Origin of the sequence: Microcoleus sp. N9_B4, assembly GCF_036701635.1 — a bacterium.
Taxonomy (GTDB): domain Bacteria; phylum Cyanobacteriota; class Cyanobacteriia; order Cyanobacteriales; family Microcoleaceae; genus Microcoleus.
Map to the genome: position 1 here is coordinate 77785 of NZ_JAUBRC010000006.1, position 19084 is coordinate 96868.

Consider the following 19084-nt stretch of genomic DNA (forward strand, 5'->3'; position numbering starts at 1 on the left):
GAGAATTCCATTATAAACCCCCTACAGTGGAAGGATTTTAGATGTCATTTGCCAGCCTCGCAACCAACCAAATCCCGATCGCCCATAATCGAACTCAGCCACTCCTCTCATCTCCCTCACAGCCGATACATGAATTTTTTGTCAAAAAGGACGATCGCACAGTGGTAAGCTACCAAAGGCATTGAAATATCTAAGGTAGAGAAAAGTTAAAATGTCGGCATTAAATGAAGTTCCCTTGTTGTTGCGGGCAGCCCGCGGCGAAACCCTAGACCGCCCGCCCGTGTGGATGATGCGCCAAGCCGGTCGCTACATGAAAGCCTATCGAGATTTGCGAGAAAAGTATCCCTCCTTTCGCGAACGTTCCGAAATTCCCGAAGTTGCGATCGAAGTTTCCCTTCAGCCGTGGCGCGCGTTTCAACCCGACGGCGTAATTCTGTTTTCCGATATTGTCACACCGATGCCCGGTTTGGGCATCGACATGGACATCGCCGAAGGCAAAGGCCCGATTATCCACGCACCCATCCGCACTCAGCAGCAAATCGACAACCTGCAACCGCTGAACCCGGAAGAAAGCTTGCCGTTTATCAAAACAATCCTGAAATCCCTGCGCGAAGAAGTCGGCAACAAATCCACCGTGCTCGGTTTTGTGGGCGCGCCGTGGACGCTGGCGGCCTATGCCGTTGAGGGTAAAGGTTCTAAGGATTATGCCATCATCAAAAACATGGCATTTTCCGATCCAACTTTACTGCATCAGTTGCTGTCGAAATTCGCAGATGCGATCGCCGTTTACGTGCGCTATCAAATCGACTGCGGCGCGCAAGTCGTGCAAATGTTCGACTCCTGGGCCGGCCAACTGTCCCCCCAAGACTACGACACCTTCGCTTTACCTTACCAGAAACAAGTATTCGAGCAAGTCAAAAAAACCCATCCCGACACCCCGCTAATTCTGTTAGTCACCGGTAGCGCCGGCCTCCTCGAACGCATGACAACATCCGGCGCCGATATCATCAGCGTCGATTGGACTGTGGATATGGCCGACGCGCGCAAGCGTTTGGGCCCGAATATGAACGTTCAGGGAAATCTCGATCCGGGCGTGTTGTTTGGTTCTCAACCGTTTATTCGCGATCGAATTCTTGATACAATTCGCAAAGCCGGTCATCGCGGACACATCCTCAACTTGGGACACGGCGTATTACCGGGAACTCCCGAAGATAACGTGCGTTTCTTCTTTGAAACCGCAAAACAAGCCGACAAATTGCTTGCAGTTGCTGCTTGAAATTGATTGCGAACTGGTTTTAACTGGTTCCCAGGCTCTGCCTGGTGAACCCATATCCAGAGGCTCTGCCTCGCGTAAAATGGAGGCAGAGCCTCCTGATCTGCCTTACCAGGTCAGAGCCTGGTAACGAGTAACAACCCCTGACAAATCTCGCTTATAACCGAGTAGAGATCCCCCTAAATCCCCCTTAAGCAGGGGGACTTTGACAATAATCTTGTCCCCCCCTTAAGAAGGGGGGCGAGGGGGGATCTTAGCCTCAGCATCAAGTCAAAAAACCCTCTTCCCCTGCGGCAAAATGAACTCAAAAAAAATTTTTGTGACGGGTGCAAGTGGCTGTATCGGTCACTACATGGCCGAAACTTTGATTCAAGAAACAAACCACGAACTTTACTTATTAGTTCGCAACCCAGAAAAATTAAAATTTGACTGGAAAGCCCGCCCCGGCATCCATATATTACAAGGCGATATGCGAGATATCGAGCAACACGCCGAACTTTTGCAAACAATTAATGTCGCAATTTTAGCTGCCACTGCTTGGGGAGGAACTCAAGAAGTGTTTGACGTTAACGTAACCAAAACTCTGCAGCTAATTCAACTACTTTCGCCACAGACTTGCCAACAAGTAATTTATTTTTCAACTGCCAGTATTCTCGGTAGAGACAACAATTTGCTCAAAGAAGCCGGGGAACTGGGGACAGATTATATTAGCTCAAAATACAACTGCATGGTGCATTTGTCATCTTTGACAAATGTGCCTCCAATTACGGCACTTTACCCGACATTAGTATTGGGAGGAGACGCCGAAAAACCCGTCTCTCACTTGTCATCTGGCCTGCCACTTGTGGCTAAATGGATTGGTTTGATTCGCTGGTTTAAGGCAGATGGCAGTTTTCACTTCATCCACGGCGCAGATATTGCTAAAGTAGTTAATTATTTGGTTCAACATCCGCCGGCTTCCGAGGAACCGAGACATTTTGTGCTAGGAAATCCGGCGATTACAGCTAACGAAGTGGTAGAACAAGCTTGCGAGTATTTGAATAAAAAGATATTTTTTCGGATTACTCTGTCACCTTGGCTGGCCGATTTCTTTATTTGGCTGTTCCGAATTCAAGTGGCTGCTTGGGATAGATTTTGCATCAGCTATCGCCATTTTACCTATCAAAATCTTGTGAATCCCGAAACCATAGGAATGCCGAGTTACTGCGGCACAGTTGCCGATATGTTAAGAACTAGCGGGATTCCCGGCAAAGATTCAAAGTAGGGAAGAAGGAAGAGGGAAGAAGGAAGAGGGAAGAGGGAATGTGCACCTTACGAAATAGATGTAGGGTGCGCCGAGGCGTATTTTACGAATAATGTAAGTTTTTCAAATTCTTTTTTGCCTTCGTCCCATGCTTTTTAAATGCGATTATCGTCAATTAAGGGTCAAATACGATAAGATATCAGCATTTGCAAACTTTAACAGGGAACTGCAAGCTAAAAATTGCGCTCAATTTGTTGGTATTAGGGGGTGTCACCCCTCGCCAGATATTCGATCGAGTGCAAGATCGTAATTTTAGCCTTAACATGAAGTCTTGAGAGTCGATCGAACTCTCAAACACGCCCGCCCGATCGCAAGTTGTTTACTGATGTGAGGTTTAACATATAATGCGAGTTCTTCTAGTTTACCCGCTGTTTCCGAAAACATTTTGGTCTTACGAGAAAATCCTAGAATTAGTTGATCGTAAAGTTCTGCTGCCACCGCTGGGTTTGGTAACAGTAGCAGCTATTTTACCCCAAGAATGGGAATTTAAGTTAGTCGATCGCAATATCAGACAAATCACCGAAGCAGAATGGGAATGGGCAGAGCTCGTTATTCTGTCCGCAATGATTGTCCAAAAAGAAGATTTGCTAGACATCATTCGCGAAGCAAAACGGCGCGGTAAATCCGTAGCTTGCGGCGGCCCTTACCCGACTTCCGTACCCGAAGAACCTCAAGCAGCGGGCATAGATTACCTGATTCTCGACGAAGGCGAAATCACCTTGCCGATGTTCGTCGAAGCAATAGGGCGCGGCGAAAAAAGCGGAATTTATCGATCGGACGGCGTAAAACCCGATGTTACCACAACCCCGGTGCCCCGCTTCGACTTGCTGGAATTAGACGCCTACGATTCCATGTCGATTCAATTTTCGCGCGGCTGTCCTTTCCAGTGCGAATTCTGCGACATCATCGTCCTCTACGGGCGCAAACCCCGCACAAAAAACCCCCAACAATTGATAGCAGAATTAGACTATCTCTACAACTTGGGCTGGCGGCGCGGCGTGTTCATGGTAGACGACAACTTTATCGGCAACAAACGCAGCGTCAAACTGTTGCTAAAAGACTTAAAAGTCTGGCAAGAAGAACACAAATTTCCGTTTACTTTCAACACCGAAGCATCCATCGATTTAGCCCAAGACCAAGAATTGATGGATATGATGGTAGCTTGCAATTTTAATGCAGTATTTCTAGGGATTGAAACCCCTGATGAAGAAAGCCTGCAAATGACCAAAAAATTCCAAAATACCCGCAATTCTCTGATAGAATCCGTAGAGTTAATTGCCAAATCCGGTTTGCGAGTAATGGCCGGATTTATCATTGGATTTGACGGCGAAAAACCCGGTGCCGGTCAGCGGATTGTCAAGTTTGCCGAAGCAGCAGCCATTCCGAGCACAACCTTTGGAATGCTGCAAGCTTTGCCGCACACTGCATTGTCCCACAGACTCGCAAAAGAAGGGCGGTTGCGCGACAAATCTGGCAACCTCAACCAGACTACCTTGATGAACTTTATCCCGACGCGGCCTCTCGAAGATATTGCCCGCGAATATGTCGAGGCATTCTGCGAAGTGTACGATGCTGAGAAATATTTAGACCGGACTTATCGCCATTTCTTAATGTTAGGTGCACCTACAGCAAATATACCTGCAAGAGTTCCCAGTTGGATCGATTTGCGAGCACTGCTAACTGTGGTGTGGCGGCAGGGAGTCAAGCGTAGCACTCGGTGGAAGTTCTGGCATCATTTGTTCAGCATTTTCAAGCGCAATCCGGCGGTTTGGGATCACTATTTAACAGTGTGTGCTCACAACGAGCATTTTCTGGAATACCGCCAGATTGTGCGGGATGAAATTGAAGCTCAATTGGCTGAGTTTTTGGCTAATGAGTCTCAAACTGTATATCAAGAACCGGTTGCTGTTGAGGAAAAGCAAGTGCAAGCGGTTTAGGGTTGGAGAATTATACCTAATAGCCAGATACCCGACTTCTTAAACAAGTCGGGTATCTGGCTATTCTCTTTTGTTAGCTGGGCTTACTGATAAAATTTTTGCCTTCTTCATCACCACACCCGCTGAATTGGATAAGCATCAAAAGCCTCATCGCGACTAATCAAAACCAGCGAATGATTCATCGTCTGTGCTACCAGAATGCGATCGAAAGGATCTCGATGATGCAGAGGAAGACCTGCGTAAATCTCACTGTCTTCAAATGTAATTGGTAGAATTTGAGCGTTAATGTATTGCAATTCCTTCGGCAGGTCTTCAAATGGTCGATTCAGTTGAAGCTTACCGACATTGATTTTAATAGAGATTTCCCAAAGGCTGGCAATACTAAAGTACAAACCTGTTTTAGTATCGATCGCTTCTTTTGCTTTACTACCTAGATTGGAATCGCCAAGCAAATACCACAGAAAGGCATGAGTATCTAAAAGGGATTCCATGTTACATATATTCCTTTAAATCTTCCAGCGGTTCATCGAAATCATCAGACATAACGATCTGACCGGCCCAACTACCATAACCATGAGGTTGTTCAATTTGTTCGGGAGATGATTCAGTTTTTGCGTATTTTTCAAGTAAATATTTTGCATAATGCAATATCTCTTGTTTGAGAGATTCTGGCATCTTGACGACAGTTTGAAAAATCTCTATATCGATAGTCATGATTTATGTGGAATTTTTACTATGTCATATTCACCAATTATACCGTAATTGCAGTCCAAGGGTATTTAGAATGGTTATCTCGTTTAATCTCGTTTCCAACCAGAGCCTGGAAATGTCATATCCTGTGGCTCTATCGCCTCTTGAGAGCAGGCGAGAGAGCCTCCCGAGGGATTCCCAGTTTCTGACTCAAAAGGTGAAATACTACTATTGGCGACACCAGTTATTTCGGCAGATAGAGGCGCGATCGCCCGCAAATATGAAAATCTAATTACAAGATAAAAAATCTCAAAATAGCGATCGCCCTCAACCCGTTATGTTAGGAACAAATCAACTCAGAACAGCCGCTCTCTTAGGACTCCTAAGCGGCCTTCTCGTTTTAGGAAGTTATTATTTAATCGGCAACGAGCAAGGACTTTACATCGGTTTAGCGCTAGCCGCCTTCTCAAGTTTTAGCTCTTGGTACTATTCCGACACGGCCGCGTTAATGGCTTACCGCGCTCAGCCGATCGCCCGCAGCGAAGCACCGGAACTCTACGATATGGTAGCATCGCTGAGCGAAAAAGCCCAAATTCCGGTGCCGAAAATATTTGTAGTTCCGACTCAATCTCCCAACGCATTCGCCACAGGAAGAGACCCGGAACACGCGACAATAGCAGTTACTGAAGGCATCATCAAGCTACTTTCCCGCGAAGAATTGGAAGGCGTTTTAGCGCACGAACTCACGCACATCCGCAACCGCGATACCCTCACTCAAGCAGTTGCAGGAACAATTGCCGGTGCAATTACATTTGTCGGGCGAATTCTGACTTTTGGAGCGCTTTACGGCCCGGTGACGCGGGATAGCAGACAAGGCCCGAATCCGTTTGGTTTGCTGTTTTTAATCATTTTAGCACCGCTATCAGCAACCGTAATTCAATTGGCGATTTCTCGTACTAGGGAATTTGCAGCCGACAGCGGTGCGGTGGAAATTACCAATAACCCGATCGGCTTAGCAAACGCCCTGCAAAAATTGGAGAAACTGGGTCATGAAATTCCGATGCACGGCAATCCTGCGATGTCGCCGCTGCTGATTGTGAATCCTTTTTCGACTAAAGGTTTGCAGTCACTTTTCCGCACTCACCCGCCGACAGAGGAGCGCATTCAGCGGCTTTTGGAAATCGCGCAGCAGCAGCAAGGTTCTCCTGTTATCGCTTACATCAACGGAGTTTGATCGATTGAAAATGCAGCAACAATATGGAGAAACCCGGTGTTTTGAAGCAGCCGGGTTTTTGTATGTTTATAATGATAGCTGTGGTACGATCGACTCGAACAACTAATTTGCGGCGCGGGTGTGAGTAAGTGATTCCAGAATTCGATGAAAACGGCAATCTACCGCCAGGAGTTCATTTTTGCGAATGGGAGGAGTTTGAGGAAAGATTTGGCACTAATTTTAAAAGAGATAGCTTGATATTGGGCTTGAAACTGGCAATGACCCAATTAAAAGCAGCAGGTGCTAGAACTATCTATATTGATGGTAGTTTTGTTACCAGCAAAGATAAGCCTAATGATTTTGATGCTTGTTACGATAGAGAAACTGTAGACAGGGAGTATCTGAGAATCAATGCTCCTAGATTGTTCAATCATCAGGATCGAAATGCCCAAAAAGCTAAGTATCGAGGGGAAATTTTTCCCTCAGACGAACCTGTAGGCAATTACGGAGAAAATTCCTTTGAATTTTTTCAAAGTGACAGAGGCAAAAACACGAAAGGAATTATAGCGATCGATTTAATGAGGTGGGAACCGTGATTAAAGATGAATTTGAGTACGGAGTCAGCAAAGATTGGGTTCAAAAATTCAACAAAACTCTAGCAGCAATGGAGCGGGATGAAGAAGCAAAAAGAAAGGACTTTCTCAAATGGGATGCAGGTAGAGGTTCGATTCAGCGCCATTTGGATCAGTTGCACGAAGAAATAGCAGAATATGAACGATTGATGGCGTGGGACAAGAGTAAGCCGATCGAACTTGTAGTTGAGAATTTCAATAAACTATCAGATGCTTTAATTAAAGCTCGAATGGCAGCAAAAATCAGCGTGGAAGAACTAGCAGAAAGGTTGGATATGGACCCTGAACGCCTTAAGGAACACGAGAAGAAAGATTATCAAGGTGCTAGTTATATGGAACTCCTTGAAATTAGCTGTGTTTTGGGTCTGGAGTTTAAGACGGCTGTGATGCAGGTCGATTTTGAGGAAATAGAGGTTATGAAACAAATAGCAGTAGAAAGGCGCGAACGAAAAAAGAAGAAGGCAAGTAAAACCGCCTAAAGATTTGAGGGTGCGATCGGGAAAACTACTGAGTTGATTGGGTTTGTTGGGTGTAAATTAGATAGGCGGGGGCGATGTCTCCACTAAAAGGATTTACCCCACCCTCAGCAATTCATCAAGCTTGTTTTTTAGGTCAGGCGATGCTAGTAGTGGTCTATAAACTTCACCTTCATAGGGCTTCCAAACATATCCGAGACTGAACGATCTAAAAACCGAAGATGCTCCCGTTGCTTGCCAAACAGCTTCAGCTAAAACCAATCCAGGAAAAAGCAAGGCAGGCTCTTCAATCAATTCGCTGTAGGTTCTAAATTCATCTACTTCCATACCAACTAAAGCATACCGAAACGGTGGAGCGAACCGCAAACTCTGATACAGAAATATACCTATTTCCGTCATTAAATAAGCACTTTCTGGAGTGTCAATTCCAATCTCACTGATGCCACTTGGACAAACTCGACACCACCAATTTTCTTCTATGTCCTGAAAAATTTCTGCCCGACATTGGGAATGTCTACCGTTTGAGATCACCCAGGAAATTTCATTGAAATATTGAGCAAATTGCTGTGCTTCAGATTGCTTGGTGCCACATTCAGCCGATAAGCTAAACACCCATGCCATTGCTGTTCTCCCGTTGACTAAATTAAACTATCAAACTTTCTCCCATTCGTTTTGTGTCTGGGCCAGGGCTGCTTCATATTTCTCTAAAAGCATTGTAGCGCTTGGCAAAATACTGACATGAGTTGGACTATCTTGCACAGCTTCAATATCTCCGAGGATCTTGCTGTCGTCAATCTGCCAAAGAGGATCTTTTCCTGTTCCGCCAAATTTTGGGGGTTTGCGGAATGGTGGTAAGCCTTCGATAGAGAGGGATACAGACATTCCTTTTGTGTTTCTAATGGCTACAGTGACAGACTCCTCTGAAGACTTGCGCTCTATTTCTGGTAGTAAATAACCTTGTTCATCCAACCACTCTTTGGGCACTTGCTCAACATCAATGTCAATACTGGGTCTGACTCCCAGTAGCCTCGCGTTGCGTCCCATTTTGGGTTTACCGTTTTCTTCTGCCATGCCTCGATAATAGAGTCTTGCCATTAGCCTTTTATCAGCCCAACTCGATCGCCAGACCAATCATAATGTAATTCCTGCATTGGTTGGATGCGATCGCTCTTTGTTGTTGCAGCTAATTCGTGAGATGTCACTGCTCATTTATTTTGATTTTAGTATCAGGGAGAGCGCCCTGTGATTGCTCTCGCTTAATACAATTACTTGCGATCGCACAAACGCGGGTTTGTCCGTTTGCCGTTGTCTGTTTCAGTCGGCTCATCGTGGGGTGCGATCGCAAAACGCAGATGATTTGGAATCATCTGCGTTCATCGGCGGTTTATTAAACCCTATTAAACTGAAGCCGCAACCTTATCTAAAGGCCGCACTTGACCGAGGAATTTGCTAAGTGCATCACCTTCCACCACCTCAGTTTCCAACAGCTTCTGCGTAATTGTTTCCAACAATTCCCGATTTGCTTTCAGAATATCCAAAGCTTGCTGGTGTGCAGTTTCGACAATTTCCTTCACTTCTTGGTCGATCGCCTCCGCAGTTTGAGCACTCACCGCACGGCGGGCATTTCCCATACCATCACTGAGGAACATTGCTTGCTGGCCTCGATCGTAAGCAAGAGGCCCCAAAACCTTACTCATCCCGTAAGTTGTCACCATCCGTTCAGCTAAATCAGTCGCCCTTTGCAAGTCATTTGAAGCGCCAGTAGTAATGCTACCAAACACGACTTCCTCAGCCGATCGCCCTCCAAGCAGTGTAGCAATCTGACCGCGCAATTCCGATTCATCCAACAAGAAACGGTCTTCAGTCGGTACCTGCAACGTGTAACCCAATGCAGCCATACCGCGCGGGACGATCGAGATTTTTGACACTTCGCCGCCGCCAGTCATCGCAGCACCCACCATCGCGTGCCCGACTTCGTGGTAAGCCACAATCTTTTTCTCTTTTTCGTTGAGCACCCGGCTTTTCTTTTCTAAGCCAGCGACAACGCGCTCAAACGCCTCATAAAAGTCTTCCTGCGCTACAGTTAGTCGCTTGTTGCGGGCCGCCAACAAAGCAGCTTCATTGACCAAATTTGCCAAATCTGCGCCCGAAAAACCGGGGGTGCGAGCGGCGACGGCCTTCAAGTCAATATCCGGGCCCAACTTCACTTTTTGAGAGTGAATGTTCAAAATTTCTTCGCGGCCAGATAAATCGGGGCGATCGACTAAAACTTGGCGATCGAAACGACCGGGGCGCAACAAAGCGGCATCCAAACTTTCCGGGCGGTTAGTTGCAGCCAGCACAATTACCGTAGTATTGCCCGCCGCAAAACCGTCCATTTCAGTTAATAGTTGATTGAGAGTTTGTTCGCGTTCATCATTCCCACCGAAGCTAGCGTTACTGCTACGAGATTTGCCGATCGCGTCCAATTCATCAATGAAAATAATACAAGGAGCTTGTTTCTTAGCCTGCTCGAATAAATCTCTAACTCGGGCAGAACCAACACCTACAAACAGTTCCACAAACTCCGAACCGGAGATGCTAAAAAACGGCACGCCAGCTTCACCAGCCACTGCTTTAGCTAACAGCGTTTTGCCAGTTCCAGGAGGCCCGACTAACAGCACGCCTTTCGGAATTCTCGCGCCAATTGCCGTAAAGCGATCGGGAGTTTTCAGGAACTCAACAACTTCGACTAATTCAGTTTTAGCCTCTTCTACTCCAGCCACATCAGCAAAAGTAATTTTCGCCGATTCCCCTTCTACATAGACCTTAGCTTTGCTTTTGCCGATCGACAGCGCACCCTGTGGCCCACCGCCCTGTCTGTTCATAAAAAATTGAAAAATCGCCACAAAAATCAGCGGCGGAACCACCCAGCTTAAAACACTGCCGATCCAGCCATTTTTGGAAGGGGGAGTTGCCGCAAATTCAACGCCTTTTTCTTGCAAAAGTTTAGGAAGTTCCAGGTCAAAAATCGGCGTAGTGGAGAGCACTTGACCGGGTTTGTCGCCTTCGCCTTTTAGTTGGTAGCGAATTTCACTTTGGCCTACCGAAGCTCGCGCTACATCTTGTTCTTGAACCTGATGAACGAACAAGCTGTAAGGCACTTGCGGAATTTGGGGGCCAAACAAATTGGGTAAAAAGATGTTTGCCAGCAAAAATAAACTTGAGAGCAATAACAAGATATTGCTAATTTGTCGAAAACGAGGTGGTTGGGGCTGGTCTTTAATGGCCATTGATAACTGTCATCCTTTGATTTAAAGCAGTTTTATTCATCTATTTTCTCATCAAATACCCACACACTGTTAAGCGGATTTCCTCACTTGATCGGGTGGGTTAACCCGCTAGCACGGATTTGCTATTATTCACAATATTTTTTTAACGAACCGCGAAGACGCGAAGGACACGAAGGAAGAGAAGAGCGTTATGGTATGTAGGGTGCGCCGAAGAACACCGAATATTTATGCAGCTTCTGGGTTTAATTGAATCATTTCCCAAGTGGTATAAGTGCCGATCGCACCCCAAATCGCGTAAGGCAAAAGTAACAAAGCGGCGGTTTGAGAAATCGGCAAAACAGCCAACGTCAACACAACTCCCAAAATCTCGCCAGCCCCTCCCAAAATCGTCCCTACTTTCAGACTTTTGGCTCTGAGAGTAGCAGGAATATAAGCAACTGTTACAATTTCTAAAAGCAAGTAGAAAGCCATCAGCAGCCAAGTTTTGAGACTACCGGGTTCCTGTTCCCACACGAAAGTAGCGCTCCCGGCCCCACAAGCAAAAATCACTGTCCAAATTAACGGAATAGCAGGCTCAAAAAACATCCAATCCGGCCTTTGAAGTTTGACGGCCCAGTTAATATCGCGCAGTTTAAAAAACAGAGTGCCCATGGCGACTGAGAAAGTAACGCCGCCGATAATCATCCAAGATTCAATCATGGTTTTCAACTTTCCAATTGCTCGATCGCTCATTAAGTCGATCGTCTCAAATCCAAGCCGAACTTTGATCCGCCTTTAGTAATAACTTTTGTAAAGCCCGATGCAATTATTGCTAACCGCCCGACACATTTTTAGCAAACTCATCGCGTCCAGACACCAAATTAGCTGGAACGCCGTTAGGGTAATTTTGTGCGATTAAAGCTTGCAACTTTTGAACTCGGTTTTCAGGGTTGGGGTGAGAACTCAAAAACTCCGGTGGCGCTTCGCCCTTCCTAGCAGCACCGAGGATTTGCATCACCTCAACAATACCTCTAGGATCGTAACCAGCTTCGGTCATAAACCGAAAACCGAGCCGATCGCTCTCAAGTTCATCCGATCTACCGTACCGCAAACCGACAACTTGATTGACAGCTTGAGCAATTAATGCTGCTTGCTGACCCCCACCGCGATCGTCGCTAGTAGCCACCCCAACCGCCGTTACCAAAGACCTGCCGAACTGCTGTTTTGCCAAGTGTTCTGCACTGTGGCGCGCCACAACGTGACCGCTTTCGTGCCCTAGTATAGCGGCCAACTGAGCCTCGGAATTTAGCCGGCGCAGCAGCCCCGCAGTAATGAAAACTTGTCCCCCCGGTAAAGCAAAAGCATTGACAGTTTGGGCATCTCGCAGCAGGTGGAATTCAAACGGATAACCTGCTTGTTTCGCCGCCGAACCGTTGACAACTCGTTCGCCGACTCGATCGACATACTGCTGAATACTCTGGCTGGGATAAAGCCCCCCGTGCTGGGCAGCCATTTTATCTCGCGCTTGCAATCCCAAAACTATCTCTTGGCGGGGAGAAAGCTGCACCCGCTGTCTCTCTCCTGTTACCGGATTTTGTACGTCGTTTGTAAAATAGGTAATTGCCCCAAAAAATGCCATTAATAGCCCGATCGCGGCTCGAAATAAAAATTTATTCACAGGCTTTCACCTAAAAAGTTTAGCGAGTAGATTACCAGCTTGGCAGCTACCTCGACATCTGTCTGAAGTATTAATAATGGTAATTGGGAATTGGTAATTGGGAATTGGTAATTGGGAATTGGTAATTGATTGCGACAACAGTGCGAGCTTCTAGCTCGCGTTCCGATAGCTCGCGAGCTAGAAGCTCGCACTACACAACAACAATAACACTCGGCGATTACCCGCACATGATATAACAAATAACAAGTAACAAATAACAAGCAACCAATTACCAATTCCCAAATTCCCAATGTTTCAAGCTACCCGCCGCCGCCTCGCTATTTGGTACACTGCCGTTACTGCTGTATTGTTACTTGTATTCGCCACAGGTTTCTATTTTTACGTCCGCAATACTTTGATCGATCGCATAGATGACACCCTCCATCACGTTGTCGAAGTAATAGAGCGAACTCTCGTTATCGAACCGCTCAATTTCCCTATTACCACAGATAAAAATAAATTGCAAGTTAATATTCAAGCCAGTTTTCGAGACAGCACCGATGCAGTAGAAGACGACCACATTGATTTAGAATGGTTCAGTCCTACGGGTGAATTGCTGTGGTCTACTTTATCGGAACCGCTGAATATTCCCATTCACGCTAACCGTACAGGCGAAACAGTTTGGATCATTAATAATAAGTTACAGTCCGATCAAAACTATTCCCTCAGACAAGTAACGCAGCGAGTAGAAACTGGCCGCCAAGTTCTGGGATATTTGCGAGTTAGCCATCCTTGGTTTGAAGTGACAAAACCCATCCGCCAATTAATTCTTGATTTGATTTTGGGCGCGGGTTTAACTCTAATTGGCGTGGCGGCTATTGGCTGGCTGCTGTCGGGATTGGCGATGGCACCGATACGGGAGTCTTACGGGCGTCTCAAACAGTTTACGGCTGACGCTTCTCACGAACTCAGAAATCCGATCGCCACTATTCAAACTAACGTCCAAGTAGCTTTGGCGGAACCGGATATCGAACCGCAGCAGCATCAACAGCTACAAGTTATTGAACGTCTCACGCGCCGTTTGGGGCGCTTGGTTGATGATTTGCTGTTTTTAGCCAGACAAGACAGCGGTATCGTGCAGCAGCAGTGGATTGATGTTCCTCTCGATGCTTTGTTGATGGAGGTAATTGAAGAACAACAGGCGATCGCCACTACCCAAAATCTCTCTCTTTCTTTGGAAATTGTCGATCTGCCCAACGCTGAGGAAAACTTTACACTGTTAGGCGACTGGGATCAACTAGCCCGACTTTTTACCAATCTCGTCAGCAACGCCGTCCAGTACACGCCCTCTGGCGGTCAAATTCAAGTAGAATTGCAGCTTGCAGCTAAAAACAAAAGAAATTCGGCGATGTTAAATCCAGCACTGCAAATAAAAGTAACAGACACCGGCATCGGGATTTCCGCAGAAGCCCTGCCGCATTTATTCGATCGATTCTACCGCGCAGATCCCGCCCGCACCCACCGCAGCGCCGCCGGTTCCGGTTTAGGATTAGCCATCGCCAAAGCAATTGTCGAAAATCACCGCGGCCAAATCCGCATTGACAGCCAAGTCGATCGAGGTACCGCCGTTACCGTCACCCTCCCCGCCCACAAATCAGAACAATTCCGCCTTTAAAACTTCCCCTCTTCCTCTCTTCCTCTGCGCCCTCTGCGCCCTCTGCGGTTTAAAAAAAATCTACCCCTCAAACCCTTATTCTTCCTACCTCGCGCCCAAACCCAGCTATTAAAATTCATTTCCGCCATAGATTAACATAAACGTTGTTGGACAACCTCGATCGAACTTGTGAGGAGTTATTTATGTTTCGCCACAATCTACCGTTTAAAAAAATCAGCTTGCTAGCAGCCACCTGCGGAGGTTTACTCGTTAGTCTCGCAACACTTTCCCAGGCCGGCGGCCCCCCGCCCCAACAAGGAAAACCCGTGTCCCAACCCGCAGAAACTCCCGCAGCCACTGAAGAGCCCGTCAGCGAACCAACTCCGGCTGCGAGTCCGGGCCTCAGCGGGATGCCCTCTACACCAACAGACGCGCCTGCCCGCTTCCCCATGCCCAGTGCGCGAGTTACGCCTGCCGAAGGCATGATAGTAATTAAACTGGTGAATACCACCAATGCTGTCATCAATTATCAAATCGTAGGCGTCACCCAGCCGCGCACTCTGGGCGAACAATCTGAAATTTTGCTTCAAGCCCTCAAAGTGCCCATCACCCTCACTTATCAGCGCCCAGACGGCGGATTGGTACTGGTTCGCCCCCAAGCAACCGCGATGCCGGGAATGTTGCAAGTCAGTTTCGGCGCGACAACTGACTTGGCCGCTGATACAAAATCCCTGGAAATTCAGGAAGATGGCAAGGTAATTTTGAATTAGTCATTAGTCATTAGTCATTAGTTATTAGTTATTAGTTATTAGTTATTAGTTATTAGTTAGCTGCTATCAATAACCAATAACTAATACCTAATCTGACTTATGTCTTAGTCCGCCGGGGCGGACTTTGTTTTTGTAGACGCGATTTCAAGACCCGAATTAACCATCGACAACAGGGCTATTGAGGACACCGCACTGTGCCGTTTCCCTACGCGAAAATCTCGATACCGAAAACGTCGTAGCACGGGCGAGGAATCGCCCGCCTTCGCCCTCGCTTGGATGTAACCATCGCCCTAATTTTAGGGAAACGGCACGGCGCCGTCTCCTGATTTCGGGTAACAGGTAAAATCAACCGGATTAGATGATGGAATTATCGGATCGCGAGTGCGATCGGATATAACTGAGACTTTGTTTGACAAGAAGCGATTTCACTCGCCGAGTAACAAAGGAGGTAACTTAGTAAAAGGTAAATCCTCGTTGACTGCATCAATTTCTTCCTGTTCTCTTTCGTTGATTTGACCGATATAAGACTTGAGAATTTGAGCCAGACGGTTGTTATAAAATCGGTGCAAACTATAATTTGGCGTAGCTGGAAAGCCGCGCCGTTTTTTGTGCCGTCCGCCGGCACCGGGATCGAAGCTTTGGATGCCCCGATCGATCGCCCATTCGATCGGCGTATAGTAACAAGCATCGAAGTGCAAGCAGTCGATTTCCTGCAAACTTCCCCAATAACGCCCGTACAGTCGATCGCCCTTATACAAACAAAAAGACATACCCACCGGGTGTCTCTCATCTTCCTTGTCGTAGGCGGCGACAAATAAAACTCGATCGCGATAATTGTGGTGCAACTGTTCAAAAAATCGCTTAGTCAGATACTTGCTTCCCCACCAACCAAATTTGTCGCAAGTATTCTCATAAAAAGCATACATTTGAGCAAACATAGCTTGAGGAATTTCATCGCCCGTCAGCGTTTTTATCAACAAACCAGCTTGGTCAACGGCTTTGCGTTCGCGCTTGATATTGCGGCGCTGGTTGGCATTAAATGCGCCTAAATAATTGTCAAAATTTTGATAGCCTTGATTTTGCCAAATATAGCTGTGGTGCAGCCAAGCGCTGAAACCGTGGCGTTCCATGCGCTGCCGCCATTCGGGATCGACATAAAGGAAATTGCAGCCGGAGATATTGTGGCGATCGCAAAAATGGTCGATCGCGCTTACCATTACTCCAGTTAACTCGTCTTCATCTTCCCCCTCGGCAATCAAAAACCGATAGCCTTCAGCCGGAGTAAACGGCGTCATTCCCATTAGTTTGGGATAATACTGAACACCCAAACGTTGGGCTAAATCCGCCCACTGATTATCGAATACAAATTCGCCGTAACTGTGACTTTTGACATAAAGTGGCGCGCAAGCAATCAACTGTTTGTCTCGCCAGACTGTTAAGTGATGCGGTAGCCAACCGGTTTTACCTGTCGCACTGCCCGAGACTTCGAGATTGTTCAGCCAATCCCATTCCAGAAATGGAGTTTTTAGTGGCATCGCCAGGGCATCCCACGACGCTTGCGGGATTTCGCCTATTTTGCTAATCCAGGCTACAGAATATTCAGGTTTTGGCTGTTTCAGCATAGGGAGATTTGTGCGTAGAGCGATCGAACTTCATTTAAGTTAATATAATTTCCCCTCTTCGACACTTGTTACCAAGCAGAGCCTGGTAACGCAGATCCAGAAGCTCTGCCTCGATTTTCCTTGGGCTGGCGAGGCAGAGCCTCGCTTACATGGGTTCCCAGGCAGAGCCGGGGAACCAGTGAAATGCGCGACTATCGATCGACCCGATAATGCAAAAATACCTCTTGTCCCACCTGTTTAACCGCCAAAAGCTCCAATTTTGGAGCTAAATCCGCCAAAAAACCCTTTCCCTCCACTGGTGTCGGTGCATCCGCGCCACCCAAAATTAACGGGCAAACCGTCAGCCAAAGTTCGTCTACCAAGCCCGCAGCCAGCACAGACGCTACCAGTTTCCCCCCGCCCAGAATCGCCAAACGTTTGATACCTAAGCTTGCTAGCTGTTGAAACGCATCAATCCAATCAATTTCTCCACCTGCGGTTTTTGCATAGATAATTCGATCGAACATCGAAGGAAGAAGGAAGAAGGAAGAAGGAAGAGGGAAGAGGGAAGAAGGAAGAGGAGACGGCAATGCCGTTTCCGTACTGTCTTGCCCTGTCAGCAGCCAGCGAGGCACCGGTTGCTGGAAAAATCGCAAGTTTGGGTCAAATTGGGACGATCGCGAACATACAATTTGCACCGGTTGTGGGGGCTTCCCTTGCAGTTCTCTCTGTTTGAGCAATTCCGGCGAAATTACTCTCATCGTCGTTCCATAAGCCTGTAAAGTGCCGTTGCCGAACAAAACCGCGTCACTTGCTGCTACTTGCTGTTCGAGGTGGGCTTTGTCCTTGGCAGAACCGAATCTCGCGGGCGATCGGACTGCATCTGCAATTTTACCGTCCGCACTAATCGCGAGTATTACTGTGGCGTGAGGTTCAGTCATGACTTATCAGAATTTCCCAGAACATTTAACTGTAGCAATTCACAACTATTTGTAAAGTTTGTTTTCAACTCGCTCGTACTGGTTTTATTTGACGGATAATGTGGGTTTATTTATTTTGCAACCCCAGCGATCGCCCTAGCAAAGTATTTACTTTTCTTTACAAACAGCCGATCAAAAAACGGCGCGACAGGTAAAAATTTCTTTGCAGACTTCAAATGCGTCGCGCGATCGACTAGAGTAAAAAAAATGGCTTTATCCGTTTATTCATCGCAAAGGAAACAAAGCTCATGGTTCAACGCGGTTCTACAGTTCGGATTCTCCGCAAAGAATCCTTCTGGTATCAAGAAGTGGGCACCGTTGCTACGGTAGACCAAAGCGGCATTAAATACCCAGTTATCGTTCGCTTTAACAGCGTAAATTATGCAGGCGTCAACACCAACAACTTCGCCCAAAGCGAATTAGTGGAAGTAGCAGCACCCAAAGCAAAAGCGAAAACAGGGACTCCAGTAGCTTCCGGCGGCAAACAAACCACGCTGGACGAGAAAACGCGGAAAACCGGCAGCGGTGGCGCCCCCCAGCAGCCGAAAACTTCAACCGACAGCAAACCCGGTGCCGAAGTGACCGGCAGCGTCGAAGGTTCGCCAAATCAAGGAACAGAACAACGCTAATTGTGCCAGAACTGCCAGAAGTTGAAACTATTTGCCGGGGTTTGAATCAAGCAACCCTCGAACGAGAAATTTTGGGCGGGGATGTGTTGTTAAACAGCACGATCGCCCGCTCAATCTCTGCGACCGATTTTTTGACGAAACTCAAAGGAAAGTCGATCGCCCGCTGGTACAGACGCGGCAAATACCTCCTGGCAGAACTATCTCAATACCCAGAAGGAGAAAGGGAAAAAGGGAAAGGGGGAGAATTTAGGGATCAAACTCCAAGTTCTTCCACTCTTCCTTCTTCCTTCTTTCCTCTTCCTTCTTCCTTCCTCGTTCCTTCAAAAGCCGGCTGGCTGGGCGTTCACCTGCGGATGACCGGGCAACTGCTGTGGGTGAACCGATCCGAACCCCTGCAAAAACACGCGCGAGTGCGGCTGTTTTTTGAAGGAAACCAAGAACTGCGCTTTGTAGACCAGCGCACCTTCGGGCAAATGTGGTACGTGCCACCAGAAACCGAGGTTTCCAGCACCGTCATCGGTCTGAAACTCTTAGGCCCCGAACCGTTTTCAGAGGAATTTACAACAGAATATTTGACCCGCAAGCTGCACCGGCGGGCGCGACCCATAAAAACAGCTTTGCTAGACCAGGCACTGATAGCTGGTTTGGGCAATATTTACGCAGACGAAACTTTGTTTTTGTCGGGAGTGATGCCCACAACTCTGTGCGCGGATTTGACCGCAGAGCAAATTGGGCGCATCCATACAGCTATTATTCAAGTTTTACAGAAGGCGATCGCATCCGGGGGCACCACTTTTAGCAATTTTCTCAACGTCCAAGGTGTCAACGGCAACTACGGCGGCGTCGCTTGGGTGTACAATCGCGCCGGTCAACCCTGCCGCACTTGCTCCACAACCATCGAACGTATAAAATTAGCAGGGCGATCGACTCATTTTTGCCCCATTTGTCAGACATAGCAAGCAGTTAATGGATTTTAGGCTTTAGATTTTAGATTTTAGATGTACCCCACGAATCGCAC

19 protein-coding genes are annotated in these 19084 nt (G+C 47.2%); 10 read left to right on the forward strand and 9 right to left on the reverse strand.

What is annotated here, in order from left to right:
* The first annotated feature begins 211 nt into the window (after positions 1–211).
* The 3 genes from hemE to QUA43_RS05860 all read left to right on the forward strand — a co-directional run bounded on the left by hemE (position 212) and on the right by QUA43_RS05860 (position 4513).
* Positions 212–1276: a uroporphyrinogen decarboxylase gene (gene hemE / locus QUA43_RS05850; RefSeq protein ID WP_015178097.1), complete on the forward strand. Its 1065-nt coding sequence runs from the start codon at positions 212–214 to the stop codon at positions 1274–1276.
* Between the two features lie 295 nt (positions 1277–1571).
* Positions 1572–2537, forward strand: coding sequence for an NAD(P)-dependent oxidoreductase (locus QUA43_RS05855; protein WP_333371832.1), 966 nt, complete (start codon positions 1572–1574; stop codon positions 2535–2537).
* Positions 2538–2920: 383 nt separating this feature from the next.
* The gene (locus QUA43_RS05860; protein WP_333371834.1) at positions 2921–4513 is read left to right on the forward strand and encodes a B12-binding domain-containing radical SAM protein; all 1593 of its coding nucleotides are present in this window, start codon (positions 2921–2923) and stop codon (positions 4511–4513) included.
* A 110-nt stretch (positions 4514–4623) separates the two neighbouring features.
* Here the strand turns inward: QUA43_RS05860 and QUA43_RS05865 are convergent, their stop codons facing one another.
* Together QUA43_RS05865 and vapB are read right to left on the reverse strand one after the other, a co-directional pair.
* The gene (locus QUA43_RS05865; protein WP_333371836.1) at positions 4624–5004 is read right to left on the reverse strand and encodes a type II toxin-antitoxin system VapC family toxin; all 381 of its coding nucleotides are present in this window, start codon (positions 5002–5004) and stop codon (positions 4624–4626) included.
* Between the two features lies 1 nt (position 5005).
* Positions 5006–5227, reverse strand: coding sequence for a type II toxin-antitoxin system VapB family antitoxin (gene vapB, locus QUA43_RS05870; protein WP_333371838.1), 222 nt, complete (start codon positions 5225–5227; stop codon positions 5006–5008).
* Positions 5228–5540: 313 nt separating this feature from the next.
* Between vapB and QUA43_RS05875 the strand changes: the two genes are divergently transcribed.
* From QUA43_RS05875 to QUA43_RS05885, 3 genes are all read left to right on the forward strand, one after another.
* Entirely contained in the window at positions 5541–6437 is an 897-nt protein-coding gene (locus tag QUA43_RS05875; protein WP_333371840.1) for a M48 family metalloprotease, read from the forward strand.
* 128 nt (positions 6438–6565) lie between these two features.
* Entirely contained in the window at positions 6566–7012 is a 447-nt protein-coding gene (locus QUA43_RS05880; RefSeq protein ID WP_333371842.1) for a DUF6932 family protein, read from the forward strand.
* Positions 7009–7527 carry a DNA-binding protein gene (locus tag QUA43_RS05885; protein ID WP_333371844.1) on the forward strand — a complete coding sequence of 173 codons (519 nt, stop codon included), beginning with the start codon at positions 7009–7011 and terminating at the stop codon, positions 7525–7527. Before QUA43_RS05880 ends, QUA43_RS05885 begins: the two co-directional genes overlap by 4 nt.
* A gap of 93 nt (positions 7528–7620) precedes the next feature.
* Here QUA43_RS05885 and QUA43_RS05890 read toward each other — a convergent pair whose 3' ends face one another.
* The 5 genes from QUA43_RS05890 to QUA43_RS05910 all read right to left on the reverse strand — a co-directional run bounded on the left by QUA43_RS05890 (position 7621) and on the right by QUA43_RS05910 (position 12453).
* A complete protein-coding gene (locus QUA43_RS05890; protein WP_333371845.1) occupies positions 7621–8145 on the reverse strand; it encodes a hypothetical protein in 525 nt (174 codons plus the stop codon).
* 30 nt (positions 8146–8175) lie between these two features.
* The gene (locus QUA43_RS05895) at positions 8176–8619 is read right to left on the reverse strand and encodes a Tse2 family ADP-ribosyltransferase toxin (RefSeq protein ID WP_333371847.1); all 444 of its coding nucleotides are present in this window, start codon (positions 8617–8619) and stop codon (positions 8176–8178) included.
* 302 nt (positions 8620–8921) lie between these two features.
* Positions 8922–10796 (reverse strand): ATP-dependent zinc metalloprotease FtsH4, encoded by a 1875-nt coding sequence (gene ftsH4, locus QUA43_RS05900; RefSeq protein ID WP_333371849.1) that lies wholly within the window; start codon positions 10794–10796, stop codon positions 8922–8924.
* 225 nt (positions 10797–11021) lie between these two features.
* Positions 11022–11528 (reverse strand): TspO/MBR family protein, encoded by a 507-nt coding sequence (locus QUA43_RS05905; protein ID WP_333371851.1) that lies wholly within the window; start codon positions 11526–11528, stop codon positions 11022–11024.
* A gap of 79 nt (positions 11529–11607) precedes the next feature.
* Positions 11608–12453, reverse strand: a complete 846-nt coding sequence (locus tag QUA43_RS05910) for a M48 family metalloprotease (RefSeq protein WP_333371853.1) — start codon at positions 12451–12453, stop codon at positions 11608–11610.
* Positions 12454–12742: 289 nt separating this feature from the next.
* On the opposite strand from QUA43_RS05910, the gene QUA43_RS05915 reads away from it, so the two are divergent.
* Positions 12743–14107 (forward strand): ATP-binding protein, encoded by a 1365-nt coding sequence (locus QUA43_RS05915; RefSeq protein WP_333371854.1) that lies wholly within the window; start codon positions 12743–12745, stop codon positions 14105–14107.
* Positions 14108–14289: 182 nt separating this feature from the next.
* Positions 14290–14856, forward strand: coding sequence for a hypothetical protein (locus QUA43_RS05920; RefSeq protein ID WP_333371856.1), 567 nt, complete (start codon positions 14290–14292; stop codon positions 14854–14856).
* A gap of 425 nt (positions 14857–15281) precedes the next feature.
* On the opposite strand, the gene QUA43_RS05925 is transcribed toward QUA43_RS05920, so the two are convergent.
* Positions 15282–16478, reverse strand: coding sequence for a GNAT family N-acetyltransferase (locus tag QUA43_RS05925; protein ID WP_333371858.1), 1197 nt, complete (start codon positions 16476–16478; stop codon positions 15282–15284).
* 191 nt (positions 16479–16669) lie between these two features.
* Positions 16670–17398, reverse strand: coding sequence for a RibD family protein (locus QUA43_RS05930; RefSeq protein ID WP_333371860.1), 729 nt, complete (start codon positions 17396–17398; stop codon positions 16670–16672).
* 287 nt (positions 17399–17685) lie between these two features.
* On the opposite strand from QUA43_RS05930, the gene QUA43_RS05935 reads away from it, so the two are divergent.
* Both QUA43_RS05935 and QUA43_RS05940 read left to right on the forward strand, forming a co-directional pair.
* Complete coding sequence (locus QUA43_RS05935; protein ID WP_333242176.1) at positions 17686–18066, forward strand: photosystem I reaction center subunit IV; 381 nt, start codon at positions 17686–17688, stop codon at positions 18064–18066.
* Positions 18067–18068: 2 nt separating this feature from the next.
* Positions 18069–19022 carry a DNA-formamidopyrimidine glycosylase gene (locus tag QUA43_RS05940; RefSeq protein WP_333371863.1) on the forward strand — a complete coding sequence of 318 codons (954 nt, stop codon included), beginning with the start codon at positions 18069–18071 and terminating at the stop codon, positions 19020–19022.
* The last annotated feature ends 62 nt before the right edge of the window (positions 19023–19084 follow it).